Raw genomic sequence first — 16,986 nt, 5'->3', positions numbered from 1 at the left:
AACGACAGGGCTGTCTCAGTCTTCGAACCGCCGGGTTGCCGGTAGGCGTTGGCAGGGAAGAGATGGTGTCTGGTTGTTCTTTGAGAACTGCACAGTGGATGCGAGCATCTTTGTGGCAAGTTATTAAGGGCACACGGTGGATGCCTTGGCACCAGGAGCCGATGAAGGACGTAGGAGACTGCGATAAGTCTTGGGGAGCTGTCAACCGAGCTGAGATCCAAGAATTTCCGAATGGGGAAACCCGGCCTCAGTCATGTGGGGTCACCCACGCCTGAACACATAGGGCGTGTGGAGGGAACGCGGGGAAGTGAAACATCTCAGTACCCGCAGGAAGAGAAAACAACCGTGATTCCGTGAGTAGTGGCGAGCGAAAGCGGAAGAGGCTAAACCGTATTCGTGTGATACCCGGCAGGGGTTGCGTGTGCGGGGTCGTGGGACCTACTGGTCAGTTCTGCCGGACTGGCAAGGAGTCAGAAAATGTCGCGGTTAGCGGAACGCGTCTGGAAAGCGTGGCCGTAGAGGGTGAGAGTCCCGTACGTGAAAACCCGACATCTCCTAGTGGTGTTCCCAAGTAGCAGCGAGCTCGTGGAATTTGCTGTGAATCTGGCGGGACCACCCGCTAAGCCTGAATACTCCCTGGTGACCGATAGCGGACTAGTACCGTGAGGGAAAGGTGAAAAGTACCCCGGGAGGGGAGTGAAATAGTACCTGAAACCGTGTGCCTACAATCCGTCGGAGCCTTTAGGGGTGACGGCGTGCCTTTTGAAGAATGAGCCTGCGAGTTAGTGCTGCGTGGCGAGGTTAACCCGTGTGGGGTAGCCGTAGCGAAAGCGAGTCCGAATAGGGCGCCCATAGTCGCGTGGTCTAGACCCGAAGCGGAGTGATCTAGCCATGGCCAGGGTGAAGCGTGGGTAAGACCGCGTGGAGGCCCGAACCCACCAGGGTTGAAAACCTGGGGGATGAGCTGTGGTTAGGGGTGAAAGGCCAATCAAACTCCGTGATAGCTGGTTCTCCCCGAAATGCATTTAGGTGCAGCGTCGTGTGTTTCGTGCCGGAGGTAGAGCACTGGATGGTCTAGGGGGCCCACAAGCTTACCGAAATCAACCAAACTCCGAATGCCGGTACGTGAGAGCGCGGCAGTGAGACTGCGGGGGATAAGCTTCGTAGTCGAGAGGGAAACAGCCCAGAACGCCGGCTAAGGCCCCTAAGTGTGTGCTAAGTGGGAAAGGATGTGGGGTCGCCCAGACAACCAGGAGGTTGGCTTAGAAGCAGCCACCCTTTAAAGAGTGCGTAATAGCTCACTGGTCAAGTGGTCCTGCGCCGACAATGTAGCGGGGCTCAAGCACACCGCCGAAGCCGTGTCATTCAGATGTATGTCTGGATGGGTAGGGGAGCGTCGTTCAGCCATCGAAGCGCCGGAGGAATCCAGGTGTGGAGGCTGGACGAGTGAGAATGCAGGCATGAGTAGCGAAAGCAGAGTGAGAAACTCTGCCGCCGGATGACCAAGGGTTCCTGGGCCAGGCTAATCCGCCCAGGGTAAGTCGGGACCTAAGGCGAGGCCGACAGGCGTAGTCGATGGACAACGGGTTGATATTCCCGTACCCGTGTGAACGCGCCCATGGCGAACCTTGTGATACTAACCGCCCAAAGCCTGTCCTGAGTCTTCGGACGAGGGACTACGTGGAGCGCGGGACCTGAACTTGTAGTAGTCAAGCGATGGGGTGACGCAGGAGGGTAGCTCCGCCAGTGAGTGGTAGTACTGGTGTAAGCGTGTAGGGAGAATCGTAGGCAAATCCGCGGTTCATATATCCTGAGACGTGATGCATAGCCGATTGAGGCGAAGTAGGGTGATCCCATGCTGCCGAGAAAAGCCTCTAGTGAGTGTTCATGCGGCCCGTACCCCAAACCGACACAGGTGGTCAGGTAGAGAATACCGAGGCGATCGGGCGAACTGTGGTTAAGGAACTCGGCAAAATGCCCCCGTAACTTCGGGAGAAGGGGGGCCGAGGGATTTGAAGCCCCTTGCGGGCTAGGATTTTTCGGCCGCAGAGACCAGCGAGAAGCGACTGTTTACTAAAAACACAGGTCCGTGCGAAGTCGCAAGACGATGTATACGGACTGACGCCTGCCCGGTGCTGGAACGTTAAGGGGACCGGTTAGCTCTTCGGGGCGAAGCTGAGAACTTAAGCGCCAGTAAACGGCGGTGGTAACTATAACCATCCTAAGGTAGCGAAATTCCTTGTCGGGTAAGTTCCGACCTGCACGAATGGCGTAACGACTTCTCGACTGTCTCAACCACAGGCCCGGCGAAATTGCACTACGAGTAAAGATGCTCGTTACGCGCGGCAGGACGGAAAGACCCCGGGACCTTTACTATAGCTTGGTATTGGTGTTCGGTTCGGCTTGTGTAGGATAGGTGGGAGACTGTGAAGCGGCCACGCCAGTGGTTGTGGAGTCGTCGTTGAAATACCACTCTGGTCGTACTGGATGTCTAACCTCGGTCCGTGATCCGGATCAGGGACAGTGCCTGGTGGGTAGTTTAACTGGGGCGGTTGCCTCCCAAAGGGTAACGGAGGCGCTCAAAGGTTCCCTCAGCCTGGTTGGCAATCAGGTGTCGAGTGCAAGTGCACAAGGGGGCTTGACTGTGAGACCGACGGGTCGAGCAGGGACGAAAGTCGGAACTAGTGATCCGGCCATGGCTTGTGGAAGCGTGGTCGCTCAACGGATAAAAGGTACCCCGGGGATAACAGGCTGATCTTGCCCAAGAGTCCATATCGACGGCATGGTTTGGCACCTCGATGTCGGCTCGTCGCATCCTGGGGCTGGAGTAGGTCCCAAGGGTTGGGCTGTTCGCCCATTAAAGCGGTACGCGAGCTGGGTTTAGAACGTCGTGAGACAGTTCGGTCCCTATCCGCCGCGCGCGTAGGATACTTGCGGAAGGCTGTCCCTAGTACGAGAGGACCGGGACGGACGGACCTCTGGTGTGCCAGTTGTCCTGCCAAGGGCATTGCTGGTTGGCTACGTTCGGAAGGGATAACCGCTGAAAGCATCTAAGCGGGAAGCCTGTTCCTAGATGAGGTATCCCACCCTTTGTGGGTTAAGGCCCCCAAGAGACCATTGGGTTGATAGGCCGGAGATGGAAGGTCGGTAACGGCTGGAGTTGACCGGTACTAATAGGCCGAGGACTTGTCATGAAGGCGCTACGCATCCACTGTGCGGTTCTGAGAGAGCCGAACCGGACCACCACGGTCCACCTGTCCCCGACGGAGGTCGGAGGGTTTGGGTGGGTCGGGGTGCCTACGGGTTGGTAATTTCATAGTGTTTCGGTGGTCATAGCGGTTGGGGAACACCCGGTCCCATTCCGAACCCGGTAGTTAAGCCTTCCAGCGCCGATGGTACTGCACTCGTGAGGGTGTGGGAGAGTAGGACGCCGCCGAACAATTCTTCCCTCAGGGGCACTCGGTTATCCGAGTGCCCCTGAGGGCTTTTTGCGTTACGGTCCGGACATGGCCGAGGTGACCAGACACGACGACCTGGCGGAGTTCTGGGCGTTAACCAGCGACTTCTTCAACACCGATCCCGTCTTCCACACGATCCCGATCGCGGCGGTCGACCGGCGGCTCAACCACCCGGACCCGGACGACGAACCGCCGCTGCTGGTGACGGTCGCCGAGGACGGCGTCCTGGTGGCCGCCGCACTGCGCACGCCGCCCTGGCCGTTCACGCTCAGCGGTGTCGCGCCCCGGTGGGCCGAGACCGTCGCGGACGCCTTGGCCGGTGAGGTCGAACTCCCCGGTGTGAACGGACCGCGCGAGTCGGTGGAGCCGTTCGTCGTCGCGTGGGCCGCCCGCACCGGCTGCGCCGCCCGGGAGCACATGGCGCTGCGCCTGTACCAGCTCGACGACCTGGCGCCGCCCGATGACGTGCCCGGCGCGGCCCGCTTGGCCACCGAGGACGACCTCGACCTGCTGGTCGGCTGGCGCACGGACTTCGCCGTCGAAGCGACCGGGCAGGCTCGTGACGCGGAGCGGTCGCGGCTCATGATGCGCGCCGGCCTGGCCGCCGGGCACGGCCACCTGATCTGGCAGCACGGCGACACGCCGGTGGCGTGGGCGGTGGCGGGCGCACCGGCGTCCGGCATGTCCCGCATCGGTCCCGTCTACACCCCGCCCGAGCACCGCAGGCACGGCTACGGCGCGGCGGTCACCGCGGCCTGCGCGTCGTGGGCGAGGGAGAGCGGCGCCGAGCACGTCGTGCTCTACACCGACCTGGCGAACCCGACGTCCAACTCGATCTACCAGCGGATCGGGTTCCGGCCGGTGGTCGACTCGGCGGAGTTCGTGTTCACCCCGGCCGGTGGCTGAGCAGGTCGCCCGGCTGGCAGTCCAGCACCTCGCACAGCGCGGTGAGCGTGCTGAACCGGATCGCCCGCGCCCGGCCGTTCTTCAGCACGGACAGGTTGACCACCGTCACGCCGACCCGGTCGGCCAGCTCCGTCAACGTCATCCCGCGCTCGGCCAGCAGCCGGTCGAGGTGCACCTGGATGCTCACACCGTTCCCTCTAGGTCCTCTCGCATGTCCGCGCTCGTGCGCATGATCTTGCCAAGCGCCAGCAGACCCACGCCGGTGACCACCGCCCACCACGGCACGTCCCAGTCGGCGAGGAACCGGATCGCCTCGTGCTCCCGGTCCACGACGCGCCGAGACAGCCAGTCGGCCGCGAGCGCCTGGACCAGGGTCGCCGTGGGCAGGGCGATCAGCACGAACCACCCGAGCCGGCGGAGCCCGGAGGCCGTCGCCTCGGTGTGGACGCCGTCGCGGGACGCGCGTTCTAGCACCAGGAGCAGCAGGAGCAGCGCGATGGCGTAGCCGAACGCGCTCGGTCCCGCGTTCAGGAACCCGAGCACCCGCTCCGCGCCGGTCGGCTCCTCGACGCAGATCCGGAACTGCTCGGCGGAACTGCTCGCCCCCGTCCGGAGGGCTTCGCCGTCGACGTACCCGCCGGGCGGTCGGCCGGTCCGGAAGCACACCGGCAGCGACTGCACGGCCCCCATGACCGCGGACACGGTCGTCAGGCCCGCGGTCAGCACGACCGTGACCGACCACAGGAGCCGGACGACCTTGGTCAGCGGCCGCAACGGGTCCGCGGTCGCGCTCACACCGTTCCTTCCAGGTCGGCGCGCAGTTCGGCGCTCGTGCGCATGGTGAACAGCGCCGACACCGCGCCGGTCAACGGCTCTAACGGATTCCCCCTCGACATGACATGCCCCCCGCATATCGTTTATCGATGTTATCGAGAAACGATACCGCCGAACACCTCCCGCGTCACGGGGCGGTTGCGCGCGTGCGACGAGAACACCAGCGACGTGGTGGTGTCGCCGTACCGCTGGGCCAGCTCCACGAACTCCTCCAGCTCCACCATCGACCGGCACACCACGCGCAGCAGCCAGCAGTCGTCCCCGGTGACGTGGTCGGCGTCGCGCACCTGCGCCATCGTCACCACCCGCTCCCGGAACCGGGGCGTGTCGAGGCTGCGCACCCGCACCCGCACGATGGCCTCGATCGGCAGGCCGAGCCGCTGCGGGTCGACCACCGCCGCGTACCCGGTGACGATCCCGGCCTGCTCCAACCGCCGCACCCGCTCGGTCGTCGCGGGCGCGGACAGCGAGACCCGCTTGGCCAGCTCGGTGAACGTCATCCGCCCGTCGCGCTGGAGCAGGTCCAGCAACTTCCAATCCAGGTCGTCCAGTTCCACCGTGGAATCGTAAGTCGGACCGGCCGAACGCCGTGACTTCTCCCTGGGGCGGAACGCGCTGGTCAGCCACCATTTCCCCATGACCAACACGCTCCGCTTCCCCGCCGCCGACCCCGCTGCCGCCGCCGCGTTCTTCGCCGCCGAACTCGCCTTCGAGGCCGACCCGGACGACGTGGTCCGCGACCTGGCGGCGGGGTCGACCGAGGGCTTCCGGCTGGTCGAGACGCGCAGCCCGGAGGCGTTCGCCCGGCTCCGCATCCCCGGCGCGATCAACCTCCCGCACTGGGAGGTCGACGCGACGACGACCGCCGCCTGGGACCGGGACCTCGTCTACGTCTGCTACTGCGAGAGCTCCGAGTGCAACGCCGCCACCAAGGGCGCGCTGGCGCTGTCCCGGCTGGGGTTCAAGGTGAAGCGGCTGGCCGGCGGCATCACCGCCTGGCACGCCTCGGGCTACCCGGTCGAGGGCGATGCCGGCGGCGCGGACCTGCACGGCATCTCCTGCGACTGCTGAATTACCCTCGGTCAGGTGACGCGCCTGCTCGTGCTGCAACTCGACCACGACAACCAACCCGCCCGCCTCGGCGAGTGGCTCTCCGCCGCCGGGGCGGTGCTGGACGTGGTGAAGCCCTACGAGGAACCACTGCCGGCCGCGCTCGACGGCTACCAGGGCGTGGTGTGCCTGGGCGGCGCCATGGGCGCGCTGGACGACGTCGAGCACCCGTGGCTGGCCGACGTGCGCAAGCTGCTGTCCCACGCGGTGTCCAAGAGGGCGCCGCTGCTGGCGATCTGCCTCGGCGCGCAGCTCCTGGCGGCGGCCACCGGCGGGCAGGTGCGGCGCAGCCCGCAGGGGCCCGAGGTCGGGGTGCAGCTGGTGGCCAAGCGGGACGCGGCGAGCGGTGACCCGCTGTTCGCGGACCTGCCGTGGACGCCGGACGTGCTGCAGTTCCACCACGACGAGGTCTCGCTGCTGCCGCCGACCGCGCTGCTGCTCGCGTCGTCGCCGAAGTGCGCCAACCAGGCGTTCCGGATCGGTGACCGCGCCTACGGCGTGCAGTTCCACATCGAGACCACGCCGGAGGTGGTTCTGCGCTGGGCGGCGGGGTACCCGGAGGTGCGGCCGCGGTCGCTCGAACCGGACCGGCTCGACCGAGGGCACGAGGACATTCGGGAGGTGTGGCAGCCGTTTGCCGAACGATTCGTGCGCCTGGCGGCGGGTGAGCTGACGATCCACCGGAGCCTGCCCCTGGTGTGACGAACATCCGTTGATGCCGGCGTTCACCCAGTGGACAGGTAGCGTTCACCTCGTTGTTGTGAGCGTTCATCGACCAGACAGGTAGCGTTTACCTTCGACTGTGTCGATTCAGTTGGAGGAATCAGCGTGGATGCCTCGCTCCTCGTCATCATCGTGGTCATCACGGCGTTGGTCTTCGACTTCACCAACGGCTTCCACGACACCGCGAACTCGATGGCGACCTCCATCGCCACCGGCGCGCTCAAGCCGCGCACGGCCGTCGCGTTCTCCGCGGTGTTGAACCTGGTGGGGGCGCTGCTGTCGGTCGAGGTCGCCAAGACCATCTCGGGCGGGATCGTGGACGACGCCCTGATCACGCCCGCGATCGTGTTCGGCGGGTTGATCGGGGCGATCATGTGGAACCTGGTGACCTGGTACGTCGGGCTGCCGTCCAGCTCGTCGCACGCCCTGTTCGGCGGGCTGATCGGCGCGACCTGGATCGCGTCCGGCGCGGACGCCGTGCACTTCGGGAAGGTCGTGGACAAGGTGATCGCGCCCGCGATCGCCGCGCCGCTGGTGGCGGGCATCGTCGCGCTGCTGGCCACCTACCTGACCTACCGGCTGACCAAGCGCGCCCGCGCGTCGGTGACCGACAAGGGCTTCAAGAGCGGGCAGATCGCCTCCGCCGCGCTCATGTCGCTCGCGCACGGCACGAACGACGCGCAGAAGACCATGGGCATCATCACGCTGACCCTGATCACCGCCGGGACCCTCGCGCCCGGCGCGGAACCGCCCCTCTGGGTGATCCTGAGCGCGGCCGTCGCCATCGCGCTGGGCACCTACCTGGGCGGTTGGCGGATCACCAAGACCCTCGGCTCGGGCCTGACCACGATCGAGGCGCCGCAGGGCTTCGCCGCGCAGACCAGCGCGGCGACCGTGATCATGGCGTCGTCGCACCTGGGCTTCGCGCTGTCCACGACGCACGTCGCGTCCGGCGGCATCATGGGCTCCGGCCTGGCCCGCCAGCGCGACGGCGTGCGGTGGGGCGTGGCCGGTCGGATGGCGGCGGCGTGGGGCCTGACGCTGCCGGCGGCGGGCCTGGTCGGCGCGCTCGCGGGCAAGGTCGCGTCGCTGGGCACGGCCGGCGTGGTGGCCGTGGCGGTGGTCGGGATCGGGGTGTCGCTGGGCATCTGGCTGCTGTCCCGCCGCGAGCCGGTGCGACCCGAGCACGTGGTGGACGAGATCGCGGCGCAGGCCGAGACGCACAAGGTGGCGGTGTGAAGATCGACTGGGCGGCGCTCGGCGCCGTGTTCGGGGTGAGCCTCGCCGTGGTGCTGGGGCTGGTCCTGCTGTTCTCCGGCGGGTTGCGCGCGCTGTCGGCGCGGGAGGCGGCGCAGGAGCGCCAGGCGTCCACCGCGCTGCCGACGGCCGCGGCGGCGGCCTGCCTGCTGGCGTGCGTGACCGTAGTGTTGTTCGGCATCTACTTGATCGTGGCCGGCTGAACCGCTCCCGCGGCGGCGGAGCCGACTACCGTGTCCTCCGATGACCGATCCATCCCGCCTCCCCACGTCGCCCGCGCGGTTCGGCCTGACCGGGGCGCGCGGCGGTGAGCACCTGCACGACGCCGGCTGGTGGGAGGGCCGCAGGCCGAGCGAGGGCAACGAGCCGATCCTGGTGGCGTTGTCCCGCAGCCCGGACCCGGACCTCGCGCTGCTCGGCGTCGACCGGCTGAGGGTCGCCCTCGGCGACCGGTGGCCCGAGCTGGACCAGGCGTTGCGGGACGACGACGCGCTGCGCGGCAGGCTGCTGGCGGTGCTGGGCTCGTCCACCGCGCTGGCGGACTTCCTGGTCGCCAACCCGGACCGCTGGCGCGGCCTGGCCGGGGGCGAACCGGTGGACGCCGGGGCGTTCGCGCCGGCGCTGGTCGCCGCGGTCGACGGGCTGACCGGCGCGGAGGCCGTGCGGGCGCTGCGGCTGGAGTACCGGGCGCTGCTGTGCCGGATCGCCGCCGCCGACCTGGCGCACGTGGTCGAGCCGGACCAGCCGTACGTCCACTACGACGACGTGGCCGCCCTGCTGTCGGACCTGGCCGTGGCCGCGCTGCGGGCCTCGCTGGACGTCGCCGCGCGGCAGGTGCCGCGGTCGGACGAGTGCCGGCTCGCCGTGATCGCCATGGGCAAGTGCGGCGCGCGTGAGCTGAACTACGTCAGCGACGTCGACGTGGTGTTCGTCGGCGAGGGCGACCTCGCGGTGGCCACCCGGTTGGCGGGCGCGGTGATGCAGGTGGCCGGGCAGGCGTGCTTCGAGGTGGACGCGGCGCTGCGGCCGGAGGGCAAGGCGGGCGCGCTGGTGCGCACCCTGGACGGCCACGCCACCTACTACCAGCGGTGGGCGCGGACGTGGGAGTTCCAGGCGCTGCTCAAGGCCCGTCCGGTGGCGGGCGACGAGGAGCTGGGCCTGCGGTACATGGACGTCGTGCGACCCCTGGTGTGGACGGCCGCCGAACGGGAGAACTTCGTGCCCGACGTGCAGGCCATGCGCCGCCGCGTCGAGGACCACGTGCCGGCGGACCTGACCGACCGCGAGCTGAAGCTGGGCCGCGGCGGGCTGCGGGACGTCGAGTTCGCCGTGCAGCTGCTGCAGCTCGTGCACGGGCGCGGTGACGAGGAGCTGCGCATCACCACGACCACCCAGGCGCTGGCCACGCTCGGCCGCGGCGGGTACGTGGGCCGGGCGGACGCCGCCGACTTCGGCCGCGCCTACCGGTTCCTGCGCACGCTGGAGCACCGGTTGCAGTTGCAGCGGCTGCTGCGCACCCACCTGTTCCCGGCCGACGACGACACGAGCGGGCTGCGGTGGCTGGCGCGCGCGTCGGGGCTGCAGGCCGAGGGCGGGCTGTCGGAGAGCCAGGTGCTGCTCGCCGAGTTCCGCAAGCGGGCCAACCAGGTGCGCAGGCTGCACGAGAAGCTGTTCTACCGGCCGCTGCTCCAGGCCGTGGCGAACGTGCCCACCGAGGCGCTGCGGCTGACCACGTCCCAGGCGGCGGCACGGCTGGCCGCGCTCGGCTACGCCGCACCGGACGGCGCCCTCAAGCACATCGAGGCGTTGACCAAGGGCGTCTCGCGGCGGGCGCGGATCCAGACGGCGCTGCTGCCCGTGCTGCTGGACCTGTTCGCCACCACGCCGGACCCCGACCGGGGGCTGCTGGCGTACCGGCGGGTGTCGGAGGCGCTGGCCGAGACGCCCTGGTACCTGCGGCTGCTGCGGGACGAGGGCACCGTGGTCGACCGGTTGGCCGCGCTGCTCGGCACGTCGAAGTTCGTGCCGGACCTGCTGGTGCGCGCGCCGGAGGTGCTGCGGCTGCTGGCCGACACCGCGGCGCTGGTCGGCGGCGACCCGATGGCGATCGGCAACCCGCTGCGCAGCACCGTGTCCCGGTACAGCGACCTGGACCGCGCGGTCACCGCCGCCCGGTCGCTGCGCAGGCAGGAGCTGCTGCGGGTGGCGTCGGCGGACCTGCTCGGGCTGGTGCCGCTGCGCACGGTGTGCGTGTCGCTGTCCGAGGTGTGGGTGGCGGTGCTCCAGGCGGCGCTGGACGCGGTGGTGCGCTCGGCCGGCGAGCGGGTGGCGTCCATCGCGGTGATCGGCATGGGCCGGCTCGGCGGGCGCGAGCTGGGGTACGGGTCGGACGCCGACGTGATGTTCGTGTGCGAGCCCGCTCCCGGCGTGACCGACGCGGACGCCGCACGGTACGCGTCGTCCGTGGTCGAGCAGGTGCGGCGGCTGCTCAGCGCGCCCAGCCAGGACCCGGCGCTGCAGGTGGACACCGACCTGCGGCCGGAGGGCAGGCAGGGGCCGCTGGTGCGCACGCTCGACTCCTACCGGGCGTACTACGCGCAGTGGGCCGAGCTGTGGGAGGCGCAGGCGCTGCTGCGGGCCCGGCACATCGCGGGCGACGCGGAGCTGGGCGCGCGGTTCATCGAGATGATCGACCCGGTCCGCTACCCGGAGCGCGGGCTGGACGCGGGCGCGGTGCGCGAGATCCGGCGCATCAAGGCGCGCGTCGAAGCCGAGCGGCTGCCGCGCGGCGCCGACCCGTCCACCCACACCAAGCTGGGGCGCGGCGGGCTGGCCGACGTCGAGTGGACCGTGCAGCTGCTGCAGCTGCAGCACGCGTTCGAGGTGCCCGGCCTGCGCACGCCGTCGACCGTGCGCGGGCTGCGCGCGGCGACCGACGCGGGACTGGTGTCGGCGGACGACGCGTCCGCGCTGACCGACGCGTGGGTGATGGCCACCGAGGCGCGCAACGCGGTCGTGCTGGTCCGCGGCAAGCCCGGCGACCAGCTGCCGACCGCCGGGCGCGACCTGGCCGCGGTGGCGTCGGCGATGGGGCACGCGGGCGACCCCGGCGAGTTCCTGGACTCCTACCGGCGCACGACCAGGCGTGCGCGGGCCGTGATCGAGCGCATCTTCTACGGGTCCTGAACACTGGGGTCCGTGAGAGCGATCGCGCAGAACGAATTCGGAGACGCCGAAGTCCTCGTGGTGCGGGAGCTGCCGGACCCGCCGATCGCGCTGGACCAGGTGCTGGTCGAGGTGCGGGCGGCCGGCGTGAACCCGGTCGACCGGCTGGTGCGGATGGGGTACGCGGCCGCGTCGATGCCGCACCACTTCCCGCTGGTGCCGGGCTGGGACGTGGCGGGCGTGGTGCGCGCCGTCGGACCGGCGGTGGACGGGTTCGCCGTCGGTGACGAGGTGTTCGGCTACCAGCGCAAGGACCACGTGCAGCACGGCGCGTACGCGGAGCTGATCGCGGCCACCGAGCGCGGGCTGGCGCACAAGCCCGCGTCGCTGTCGTTCGAGGAGGCCGGTGGGCTCGCGCTCACCGGGCTGACGTCGTTGCAGGCGTTGCGGAAGGTCGGCGTCGGCGAGGGCGACACGGTGCTCGTGCACGCCGCCGCCGGCGGTGTCGGGCACCTCGCCGTGCAGGTGGCGCGCATCCTGGGCGCCGCGCGGGTGATCGGCACGGCGTCACCGCGCAACCACGGGTTCCTGCGGTCGCTCGGCGTGGAGCCGGTGGCCTACGGCGACGCGCTGGTCGACAACGTGGCCGAGCTGGTGGGTGGCGACGGGCTGGTCGACGTGGCGTTCGACTGCGTCGGCGGCGCGGCGCTCAACGACTCGCCCGCGCTGGTCCGCGACCCGTCCCGGATCGTGTCCATCGTGGACACGAACGTGCTGGAGCTGGGCGGGCGGTACGCCTACGCCAAGCCCGTGCGGGCCGACCTGGACTGGCTGGCCGAGCAGGCGGGCTCGGGGACGTTGAAGGTGGAGGTCCAGCAGACGTTCCCGCTGGAGCAGGCCGCCGACGCGCACCGGCTGCTGGAGGGCAGGCACGTGCGGGGCAAGGTCGTGCTGATCGTGTGAGGCGGTGGAGTGCCCCCGTCGAGGCGAGGGCACTCCGGCCGGTCACTCCTCGTCGACGGTCGGGACCGTGGTGAGCAGTTCGACGATCCACTCCTCCACGAGCGAGTCGTCGGACTCCTCGTCCTGCACGAGGCGGTTCGAGACGCGGACGCCGAGGCCGAGCACGTCGGCTGCGGCGATCGCCTCGATCGCCTCGGCGGCGGAGTCGAAGATGTTGGTGGACAGCACCTGCGCGGGGGTTGCGACGTCATCAGACACGGCGCGACCCTAACCGCACATCCCGATGGTGGGACGGGCAGCCCTGGTGTCGACGGCGTGTTCACCGAGGGCTACGCACCGTTGAACTGGGGTTCACCTGCATTGACTATTGGTGTGGCTTGTGTCGAGACTGTCGTCACTCATGGGGGGTGCTCACGTTCGCACGCGTGCGCCCGGACGAAGGACGTCATGGTCGACGGAACCCATCGCAAGAAGAGCAGCGCGGCTCTGAAGATCAGCTTGGTGGTGCTCGGCGTGCTGGTGGTGCTCGGGGTGGTCCAGGCGGTCACCGCGGGCACGATCGGTGTCGGCGCGCTGAGCGTCACCCTCGGTGGCACGTCTTCGACGGCGCCGACCCCGCTCCCCACCGGGGAGTCGACCGGGTCCGAGGAGCCCACCGGCAGCCTGGAGGGCGCGGTGGGCGCGGCGCCGTCGTCCGCTTCGGAGTCTGCCTCCGAGTCCTCTTCGGAGCCCGTGGCGCAGAGCGCGGTCCTCACCGGATCGTGGAAGCAGGCGCGCGGCCTGCTCACCGTCGAGGTCACCAAGGTGGAGAACGTGGGCGGTCGGCTGAAGGTGTTCGTGACCGCCGTCAACGCCAGCACCGCGAAGATGGACCTGCCGGTCGCGTCCATCTCGGCCGTGGACGACGCCGAGCGCTCGTACGGCGCGTCCCTGTCGACCAGCCGGTGGCCGGTGTCGATCGCCAAGGGCGGCAGCGTCAACGGCTACGTGGAGCTGGACAAGAAGGTCGGCGCCGGGAGCACGTCGTTCTCGTTGACGTTCGCCGGGATCATCGGTCAGCTCGCGCCCACCGGGGGCGCGGTGACCGTGACCGGCATCCCGGTCCCCAAGTAGGTGGACGTCCTCCTCGGCGTCGCCATCGGGCTGGTCGGCGCGTGGCTGCTGCTGCTCCTGGGCCTGTTCCTGGTGCGTCCGCGCGGCAACGCGCTGTCGCTGGCGATGCGCCTGCTGCCCGACGTCCTGCGCCTGGTCGCCCGCCTGGCCCGCGACCCGCGCGTGCCCCGTTCGGCCAGGGTCCGGCTGTGGGTGCTGCTGGGGTACTTGGCCCTGCCGTTCGACCTGGTCCCCGACTTCATCCCGGTGCTGGGGTACGCGGACGACGTGATCGCGGTGAGCTGGGTCCTCCGCTCGGTGATCCGCTCCGCGGGGCCCGAGGTGGTCGCGGAGCACTGGCCGGGCACGCCGGAGGGGCTGGCCGTGGTGCGGCGGTTGACGAGGACCCTGTAGTGCTCTGTGCCGGCCTTTCTCCGCTTCCGTGAGAGCGGGAGAAAGGCCGAAGGCCGGGGGACTGTGGCAGTCACCCGGCCTTCGGCCTGTGGAGGCGTTGAGCGGGACCTCAGGGCCCCGCACCGATCACACGTCGTAGTAGAGCGCGAACTCGTACGGGTTCGGGCGGAGGCGCAGGGGGTCGATTTCCTGCTCGCGCTTGTACGAGATCCAGGTGTCGATGACGTCCGGCGTGAAGACGCCGCCCTCCAGCAGGAACTCGTGGTCCGCTTCGAGGTTGTCCAGCACCGCGTCGAGGGACGCCGGCACCTGCTTGACGTCGCGGGCCTCCTCGGGCGGCAGCTCGTAGAGGTCCTTGTCGATCGGGGCCGGCGGCTCGATCTTGTTCTTCACGCCGTCCAGGCCGGCCATCACCATGGCCGAGAACGCCAGGTACGGGTTGCCCGACGAGTCGGGGCAGCGGAACTCGATGCGCTTGGCCTTCGGGTTGTTGCCGGTGATCGGGATGCGCACGCACGCCGACCGGTTGCGCTGGGAGTAGACCAGCGACACCGGGGCCTCGTAGCCCGGCACCAGGCGGTGGTAGGAGTTCACCGTCGGGTTGGTGAACGCCAGCAGCGACGGCGCGTGGTGCAGGATGCCGCCGATGTAGTGGCGCGCCGCGTCCGACAGGCCCGCGTAGCCGGACTCGTCGTGGAACAGCGGCTGGCCGTCCTTCCACAGCGACTGGTGCGTGTGCATGCCCGAGCCGTTGTCGCCGAACAGCGGCTTCGGCATGAACGTCACGGTCTTGCCGGCCTGCCAGGCGGTGTTCTTGATGATGTACTTGAACAGCATCAGGTCGTCCGCGGCGTGCAGCAGCGTGTTGAACCGGTAGTTGATCTCGGACTGGCCGCCGGTGCCCACCTCGTGGTGCGCGCGCTCGACGGTGAAGCCCTGGGCCTCCATGTTGAGGACCATCTTGTCGCGCAGGTCGGCGTAGTGGTCGGTCGGCGTGACCGGGAAGTAGCCGCCCTTGTACTTGACCTTGTAACCCCGGTTGCCGCCGTCCTCCTCGCGGCCGGAGTTCCACGCGCCGGAGATGGCGTCGATCTCGTGGAACGACGCGTTCGCCGTGGTGTCGAAGCGGATCGAGTCGAAGATGTAGAACTCCGCCTCGGCGCCGAAGTACGCGGTGTCCGCGATGCCCGACTCGGTGATGTACTGCTCGGCCTTGCGCGCGATGTTGCGCGGGTCGCGGCTGTACGCCTCACGCGTGAACGGGTCGTGCACGAAGAAGTTGACGATCAGCGTCTTCTCGATCCGGAACGGGTCGAGGCGCGCGGTGTACAGGTCGGGCAGCAGCAGCATGTCCGACTCGTGGATCGACTGGAAGCCGCGAACCGACGAGCCGTCGAACGCGAGGCCCTCGGCGATGGCCTCGGCGTCGAACGCGGAGGCGGGGAGCGTGAAGTGCTGCATCACGCCGGGCAGGTCGCTGAAGCGGACGTCGATGAACTTCACGCCCTCGTCGGAGATGAACTTCAGGACCTCGTCGGGATTCTTGAACACCCTCGTCGACTCCTCTGCTGCGGTGGGGGCGTGGTTGTACGCCGCTGCGTGGTGCGGCCTGCCATCGTGGCGAAACTATGACTGCGGTGTTGCCCAGCCATCACCCGCGTGTTTCGCCAGTGTTAACGGGCCGCCCCGGTCGGGCAACCCGACCGCCGGTCCTCACCCGCTGAGCACGGCCTTACTCTGGAGGGGTGAGCAAGTGGACCGGTTCGTGGCTGTCAGGACCCCGCTCGGCGCTGGAACCCGGCGCCGACTCCGGCGACGGCGCCGGGCAGCGCTGGCGAGGTGAACGCCTCGGCCTGCCGCAGTCCGGTCCCGGCTCGATCGCGTCCACCGGCCGCCGCGCGATCGCCATCCTGGTCGACTTCGCGCTGTCGGCGGGCGTCGCGGGCCTGTTCACCATGCCCGACCTGCCGAAGAACTGGAGCCTGCTGGCCTGGTTCGCCATCACCGTCACCGCGGTCGGCTTCTTCGGCTTCACCCCTGGTCACGCGTTGTTCGGGCTGCGGGTCGCGCGGCTGGACGGCGCCGGGACCGTCGGCGTGCCCCGGGCCGCGCTGCGCACGGCGTTGATCTTCCCGATCATCCCGGCCGTGGTCTGGGACGCCGACGGCAGGGGGCTGCACGACAAGGCCGCCGGCACGGTCGTCATCCGAGTCCGCTGACGCGCCCGGCAACGCGCCAGGCCCGCCCCGGATGACTGCCGGAACGGGCCTGAGCTGCGAGGACGTCGGTCAGCGACGCCGCATGGCGCGCTGCACGTTGCGCATCTTGGCGCCCTGGGGCATCGGGCCCTTGGGCAGCGCCGCGCCGCGGCTGGCCAGCGCGGCCAACCGGTTGTCGATCGTCTCGACCTGCGCGGTCGTGATGTTGCGCGGCAGCTTCATCAGGTGGGCCTGCAGCTTGCGCAGCGGCACCTGGCCGTCCTCCGCGCCGACGATGACGTCGTAGATCGGCGTCTCGCCGATCACCCGCGCCACCCGCTTCTTCTCCTGCGCGAGCAGGCCCTTCACCCGGTGCGGGGCGCCCTCGGCGACCAGCACCACACCCGGCCTGCCGAGCACCCGGTGCACCATGTCACCGCTCGTCGTGCCGGCCACGGCCTGGGTGACCCGCCACTTGCCGCGCAGGTTGTCCAGCGCCCACGCCGCCGCGCCCGGCTGGCCGTCGGCCTTCGCGTACACGGTGCGCTGCACCCGGCGGCCGAACACGATGACCGCGAGCAGCGCGCCCACCGCGATGCCCATGGGCAGCAGCACCCACTGCATGTCCCAGATGAGGCCGATCAGGAACGCCGCGGCCGTCGCGCCGAGCAGGCACGCCAGCATCAACGGCACGAGCGCCTTGTCCTCGCGGCGCTGCATCTTGAACGCCTCGAAGATCTGGCTGCGCTTCGCCTTCGATGCCGCGCGCCGAGCCTTCGCCGCTTCCTTGGAGGCCGCCTTGGCAGCCGCCTTGTCCTGCTTACCAGCCATACCCACCAGGATACGGCGCGCCGCGTCGCCCCATG

16 protein-coding genes and 2 rRNA genes are annotated in these 16,986 nt (G+C 69.1%); 12 read left to right on the top strand and 6 right to left on the bottom strand.

What is annotated here, in order from left to right; translation table 11 throughout:
• The first annotated feature begins 113 nt into the window (after positions 1-113).
• From AB0F89_RS02115 to AB0F89_RS02105, 3 genes are all read left to right on the top strand, one after another.
• Positions 114-3,194 (top strand): 23S ribosomal RNA (locus AB0F89_RS02115).
• A gap of 128 nt (positions 3,195-3,322) precedes the next feature.
• A 5S ribosomal RNA gene (rrf, locus tag AB0F89_RS02110) occupies positions 3,323-3,439 on the top strand.
• Between the two features lie 67 nt (positions 3,440-3,506).
• Positions 3,507-4,364: a GNAT family N-acetyltransferase gene (locus tag AB0F89_RS02105; RefSeq protein ID WP_367131990.1), complete on the top strand. Its 858-nt coding sequence runs from the start codon at positions 3,507-3,509 to the stop codon at positions 4,362-4,364.
• Here AB0F89_RS02105 and AB0F89_RS02100 read toward each other — a convergent pair.
• The 3 genes from AB0F89_RS02100 to AB0F89_RS02090 all read right to left on the bottom strand — a co-directional run bounded on the left by AB0F89_RS02100 (position 4,345) and on the right by AB0F89_RS02090 (position 5,755).
• Entirely contained in the window at positions 4,345-4,551 is a 207-nt protein-coding gene (locus tag AB0F89_RS02100; RefSeq protein WP_367131988.1) for a helix-turn-helix domain-containing protein, read from the bottom strand. The two genes, AB0F89_RS02105 and AB0F89_RS02100, sit on opposite strands and share 20 nt — an antisense overlap.
• Positions 4,548-5,159, bottom strand: coding sequence for a hypothetical protein (locus tag AB0F89_RS02095; RefSeq protein WP_367131986.1), 612 nt, complete (start codon positions 5,157-5,159; stop codon positions 4,548-4,550). Before AB0F89_RS02095 ends, AB0F89_RS02100 begins: the two co-directional genes overlap by 4 nt.
• Positions 5,160-5,290: 131 nt before the next feature.
• Positions 5,291-5,755, bottom strand: a complete 465-nt coding sequence (locus AB0F89_RS02090) for an Lrp/AsnC family transcriptional regulator (RefSeq protein WP_367131984.1) — start codon at positions 5,753-5,755, stop codon at positions 5,291-5,293.
• A gap of 79 nt (positions 5,756-5,834) precedes the next feature.
• On the opposite strand from AB0F89_RS02090, the gene AB0F89_RS02085 reads away from it, so the two are divergent.
• The 6 genes from AB0F89_RS02085 (at position 5,835) to AB0F89_RS02060 (ending at position 12,416) form a co-directional block, all read left to right on the top strand.
• Positions 5,835-6,269 carry a rhodanese-like domain-containing protein gene (locus tag AB0F89_RS02085; protein ID WP_367131982.1) on the top strand — a complete coding sequence of 145 codons (435 nt, stop codon included), beginning with the start codon at positions 5,835-5,837 and terminating at the stop codon, positions 6,267-6,269.
• 15 nt (positions 6,270-6,284) lie between these two features.
• Positions 6,285-7,010, top strand: coding sequence for a type 1 glutamine amidotransferase (locus AB0F89_RS02080; RefSeq protein WP_367131980.1), 726 nt, complete (start codon positions 6,285-6,287; stop codon positions 7,008-7,010).
• A gap of 126 nt (positions 7,011-7,136) precedes the next feature.
• Positions 7,137-8,270, top strand: a complete 1,134-nt coding sequence (locus AB0F89_RS02075; protein ID WP_367131978.1) for an anion permease — start codon at positions 7,137-7,139, stop codon at positions 8,268-8,270.
• Entirely contained in the window at positions 8,267-8,491 is a 225-nt protein-coding gene (locus AB0F89_RS02070) for a hypothetical protein (RefSeq protein ID WP_367131977.1), read from the top strand. The genes AB0F89_RS02075 and AB0F89_RS02070 overlap by 4 nt, the downstream gene beginning before the upstream one ends.
• A 40-nt stretch (positions 8,492-8,531) precedes the next feature.
• Positions 8,532-11,474, top strand: coding sequence for a bifunctional [glutamine synthetase] adenylyltransferase/[glutamine synthetase]-adenylyl-L-tyrosine phosphorylase (locus AB0F89_RS02065; RefSeq protein WP_367131975.1), 2,943 nt, complete (start codon positions 8,532-8,534; stop codon positions 11,472-11,474).
• Between the two features lie 12 nt (positions 11,475-11,486).
• Complete coding sequence (locus tag AB0F89_RS02060) at positions 11,487-12,416, top strand: NADP-dependent oxidoreductase (protein ID WP_367131973.1); 930 nt, start codon at positions 11,487-11,489, stop codon at positions 12,414-12,416.
• 42 nt (positions 12,417-12,458) lie between these two features.
• On the opposite strand, the gene AB0F89_RS02055 is transcribed toward AB0F89_RS02060, so the two are convergent.
• On the bottom strand, positions 12,459-12,674 hold the full coding sequence (locus tag AB0F89_RS02055; RefSeq protein WP_367131971.1) for a hypothetical protein: 216 nt from the start codon (positions 12,672-12,674) through the stop codon (positions 12,459-12,461).
• 189 nt (positions 12,675-12,863) lie between these two features.
• Between AB0F89_RS02055 and AB0F89_RS02050 the strand changes: the two genes are divergently transcribed.
• Both AB0F89_RS02050 and AB0F89_RS02045 read left to right on the top strand, forming a co-directional pair.
• Positions 12,864-13,529 carry a hypothetical protein gene (locus tag AB0F89_RS02050; RefSeq protein WP_367131969.1) on the top strand — a complete coding sequence of 222 codons (666 nt, stop codon included), beginning with the start codon at positions 12,864-12,866 and terminating at the stop codon, positions 13,527-13,529.
• On the top strand, positions 13,530-13,922 hold the full coding sequence (locus tag AB0F89_RS02045; RefSeq protein ID WP_367131967.1) for a YkvA family protein: 393 nt from the start codon (positions 13,530-13,532) through the stop codon (positions 13,920-13,922). It begins immediately after the preceding gene.
• Positions 13,923-14,048: 126 nt separating this feature from the next.
• Here the strand turns inward: AB0F89_RS02045 and glnA are convergent, their stop codons facing one another.
• On the bottom strand, positions 14,049-15,473 hold the full coding sequence (glnA, locus tag AB0F89_RS02040; RefSeq protein WP_367131965.1) for a type I glutamate--ammonia ligase: 1,425 nt from the start codon (positions 15,471-15,473) through the stop codon (positions 14,049-14,051).
• Positions 15,474-15,667: 194 nt separating this feature from the next.
• On the opposite strand from glnA, the gene AB0F89_RS02035 reads away from it, so the two are divergent.
• A complete protein-coding gene (locus AB0F89_RS02035) occupies positions 15,668-16,141 on the top strand; it encodes an RDD family protein (protein ID WP_367131963.1) in 474 nt (157 codons plus the stop codon).
• Between the two features lie 69 nt (positions 16,142-16,210).
• Here the strand turns inward: AB0F89_RS02035 and AB0F89_RS02030 are convergent, their stop codons facing one another.
• Positions 16,211-16,951, bottom strand: a complete 741-nt coding sequence (locus AB0F89_RS02030; RefSeq protein ID WP_367131961.1) for a DUF4191 domain-containing protein — start codon at positions 16,949-16,951, stop codon at positions 16,211-16,213.
• Positions 16,952-16,986 lie beyond the last annotated feature (35 nt).

It is taken from the genome of Saccharothrix sp. HUAS TT1 (assembly GCF_040744945.1).
Classification (GTDB): Bacteria; Actinomycetota; Actinomycetes; order Mycobacteriales; family Pseudonocardiaceae; genus Actinosynnema.
The sequence above is the reverse complement of the archived record's forward strand: the minus strand, read 5'-3'. Positions and strand labels throughout refer to the sequence as shown.

Coding starts and splice junctions, on each gene's coding strand:
- AB0F89_RS02085 (WP_367131982.1), top strand. CDS start 5,835: ATGACCAACACGCTCCGCTTCCCCGCCGCCGACCCCGCTGCCGCCGCC.
- AB0F89_RS02050 (WP_367131969.1), top strand. CDS start 12,864: ATGGTCGACGGAACCCATCGCAAGAAGAGCAGCGCGGCTCTGAAGATC.
- AB0F89_RS02105 (WP_367131990.1), top strand. CDS start 3,507: ATGGCCGAGGTGACCAGACACGACGACCTGGCGGAGTTCTGGGCGTTA.
- AB0F89_RS02030 (WP_367131961.1), bottom strand. CDS start 16,951: ATGGCTGGTAAGCAGGACAAGGCGGCTGCCAAGGCGGCCTCCAAGGAA.
- AB0F89_RS02065 (WP_367131975.1), top strand. CDS start 8,532: ATGACCGATCCATCCCGCCTCCCCACGTCGCCCGCGCGGTTCGGCCTG.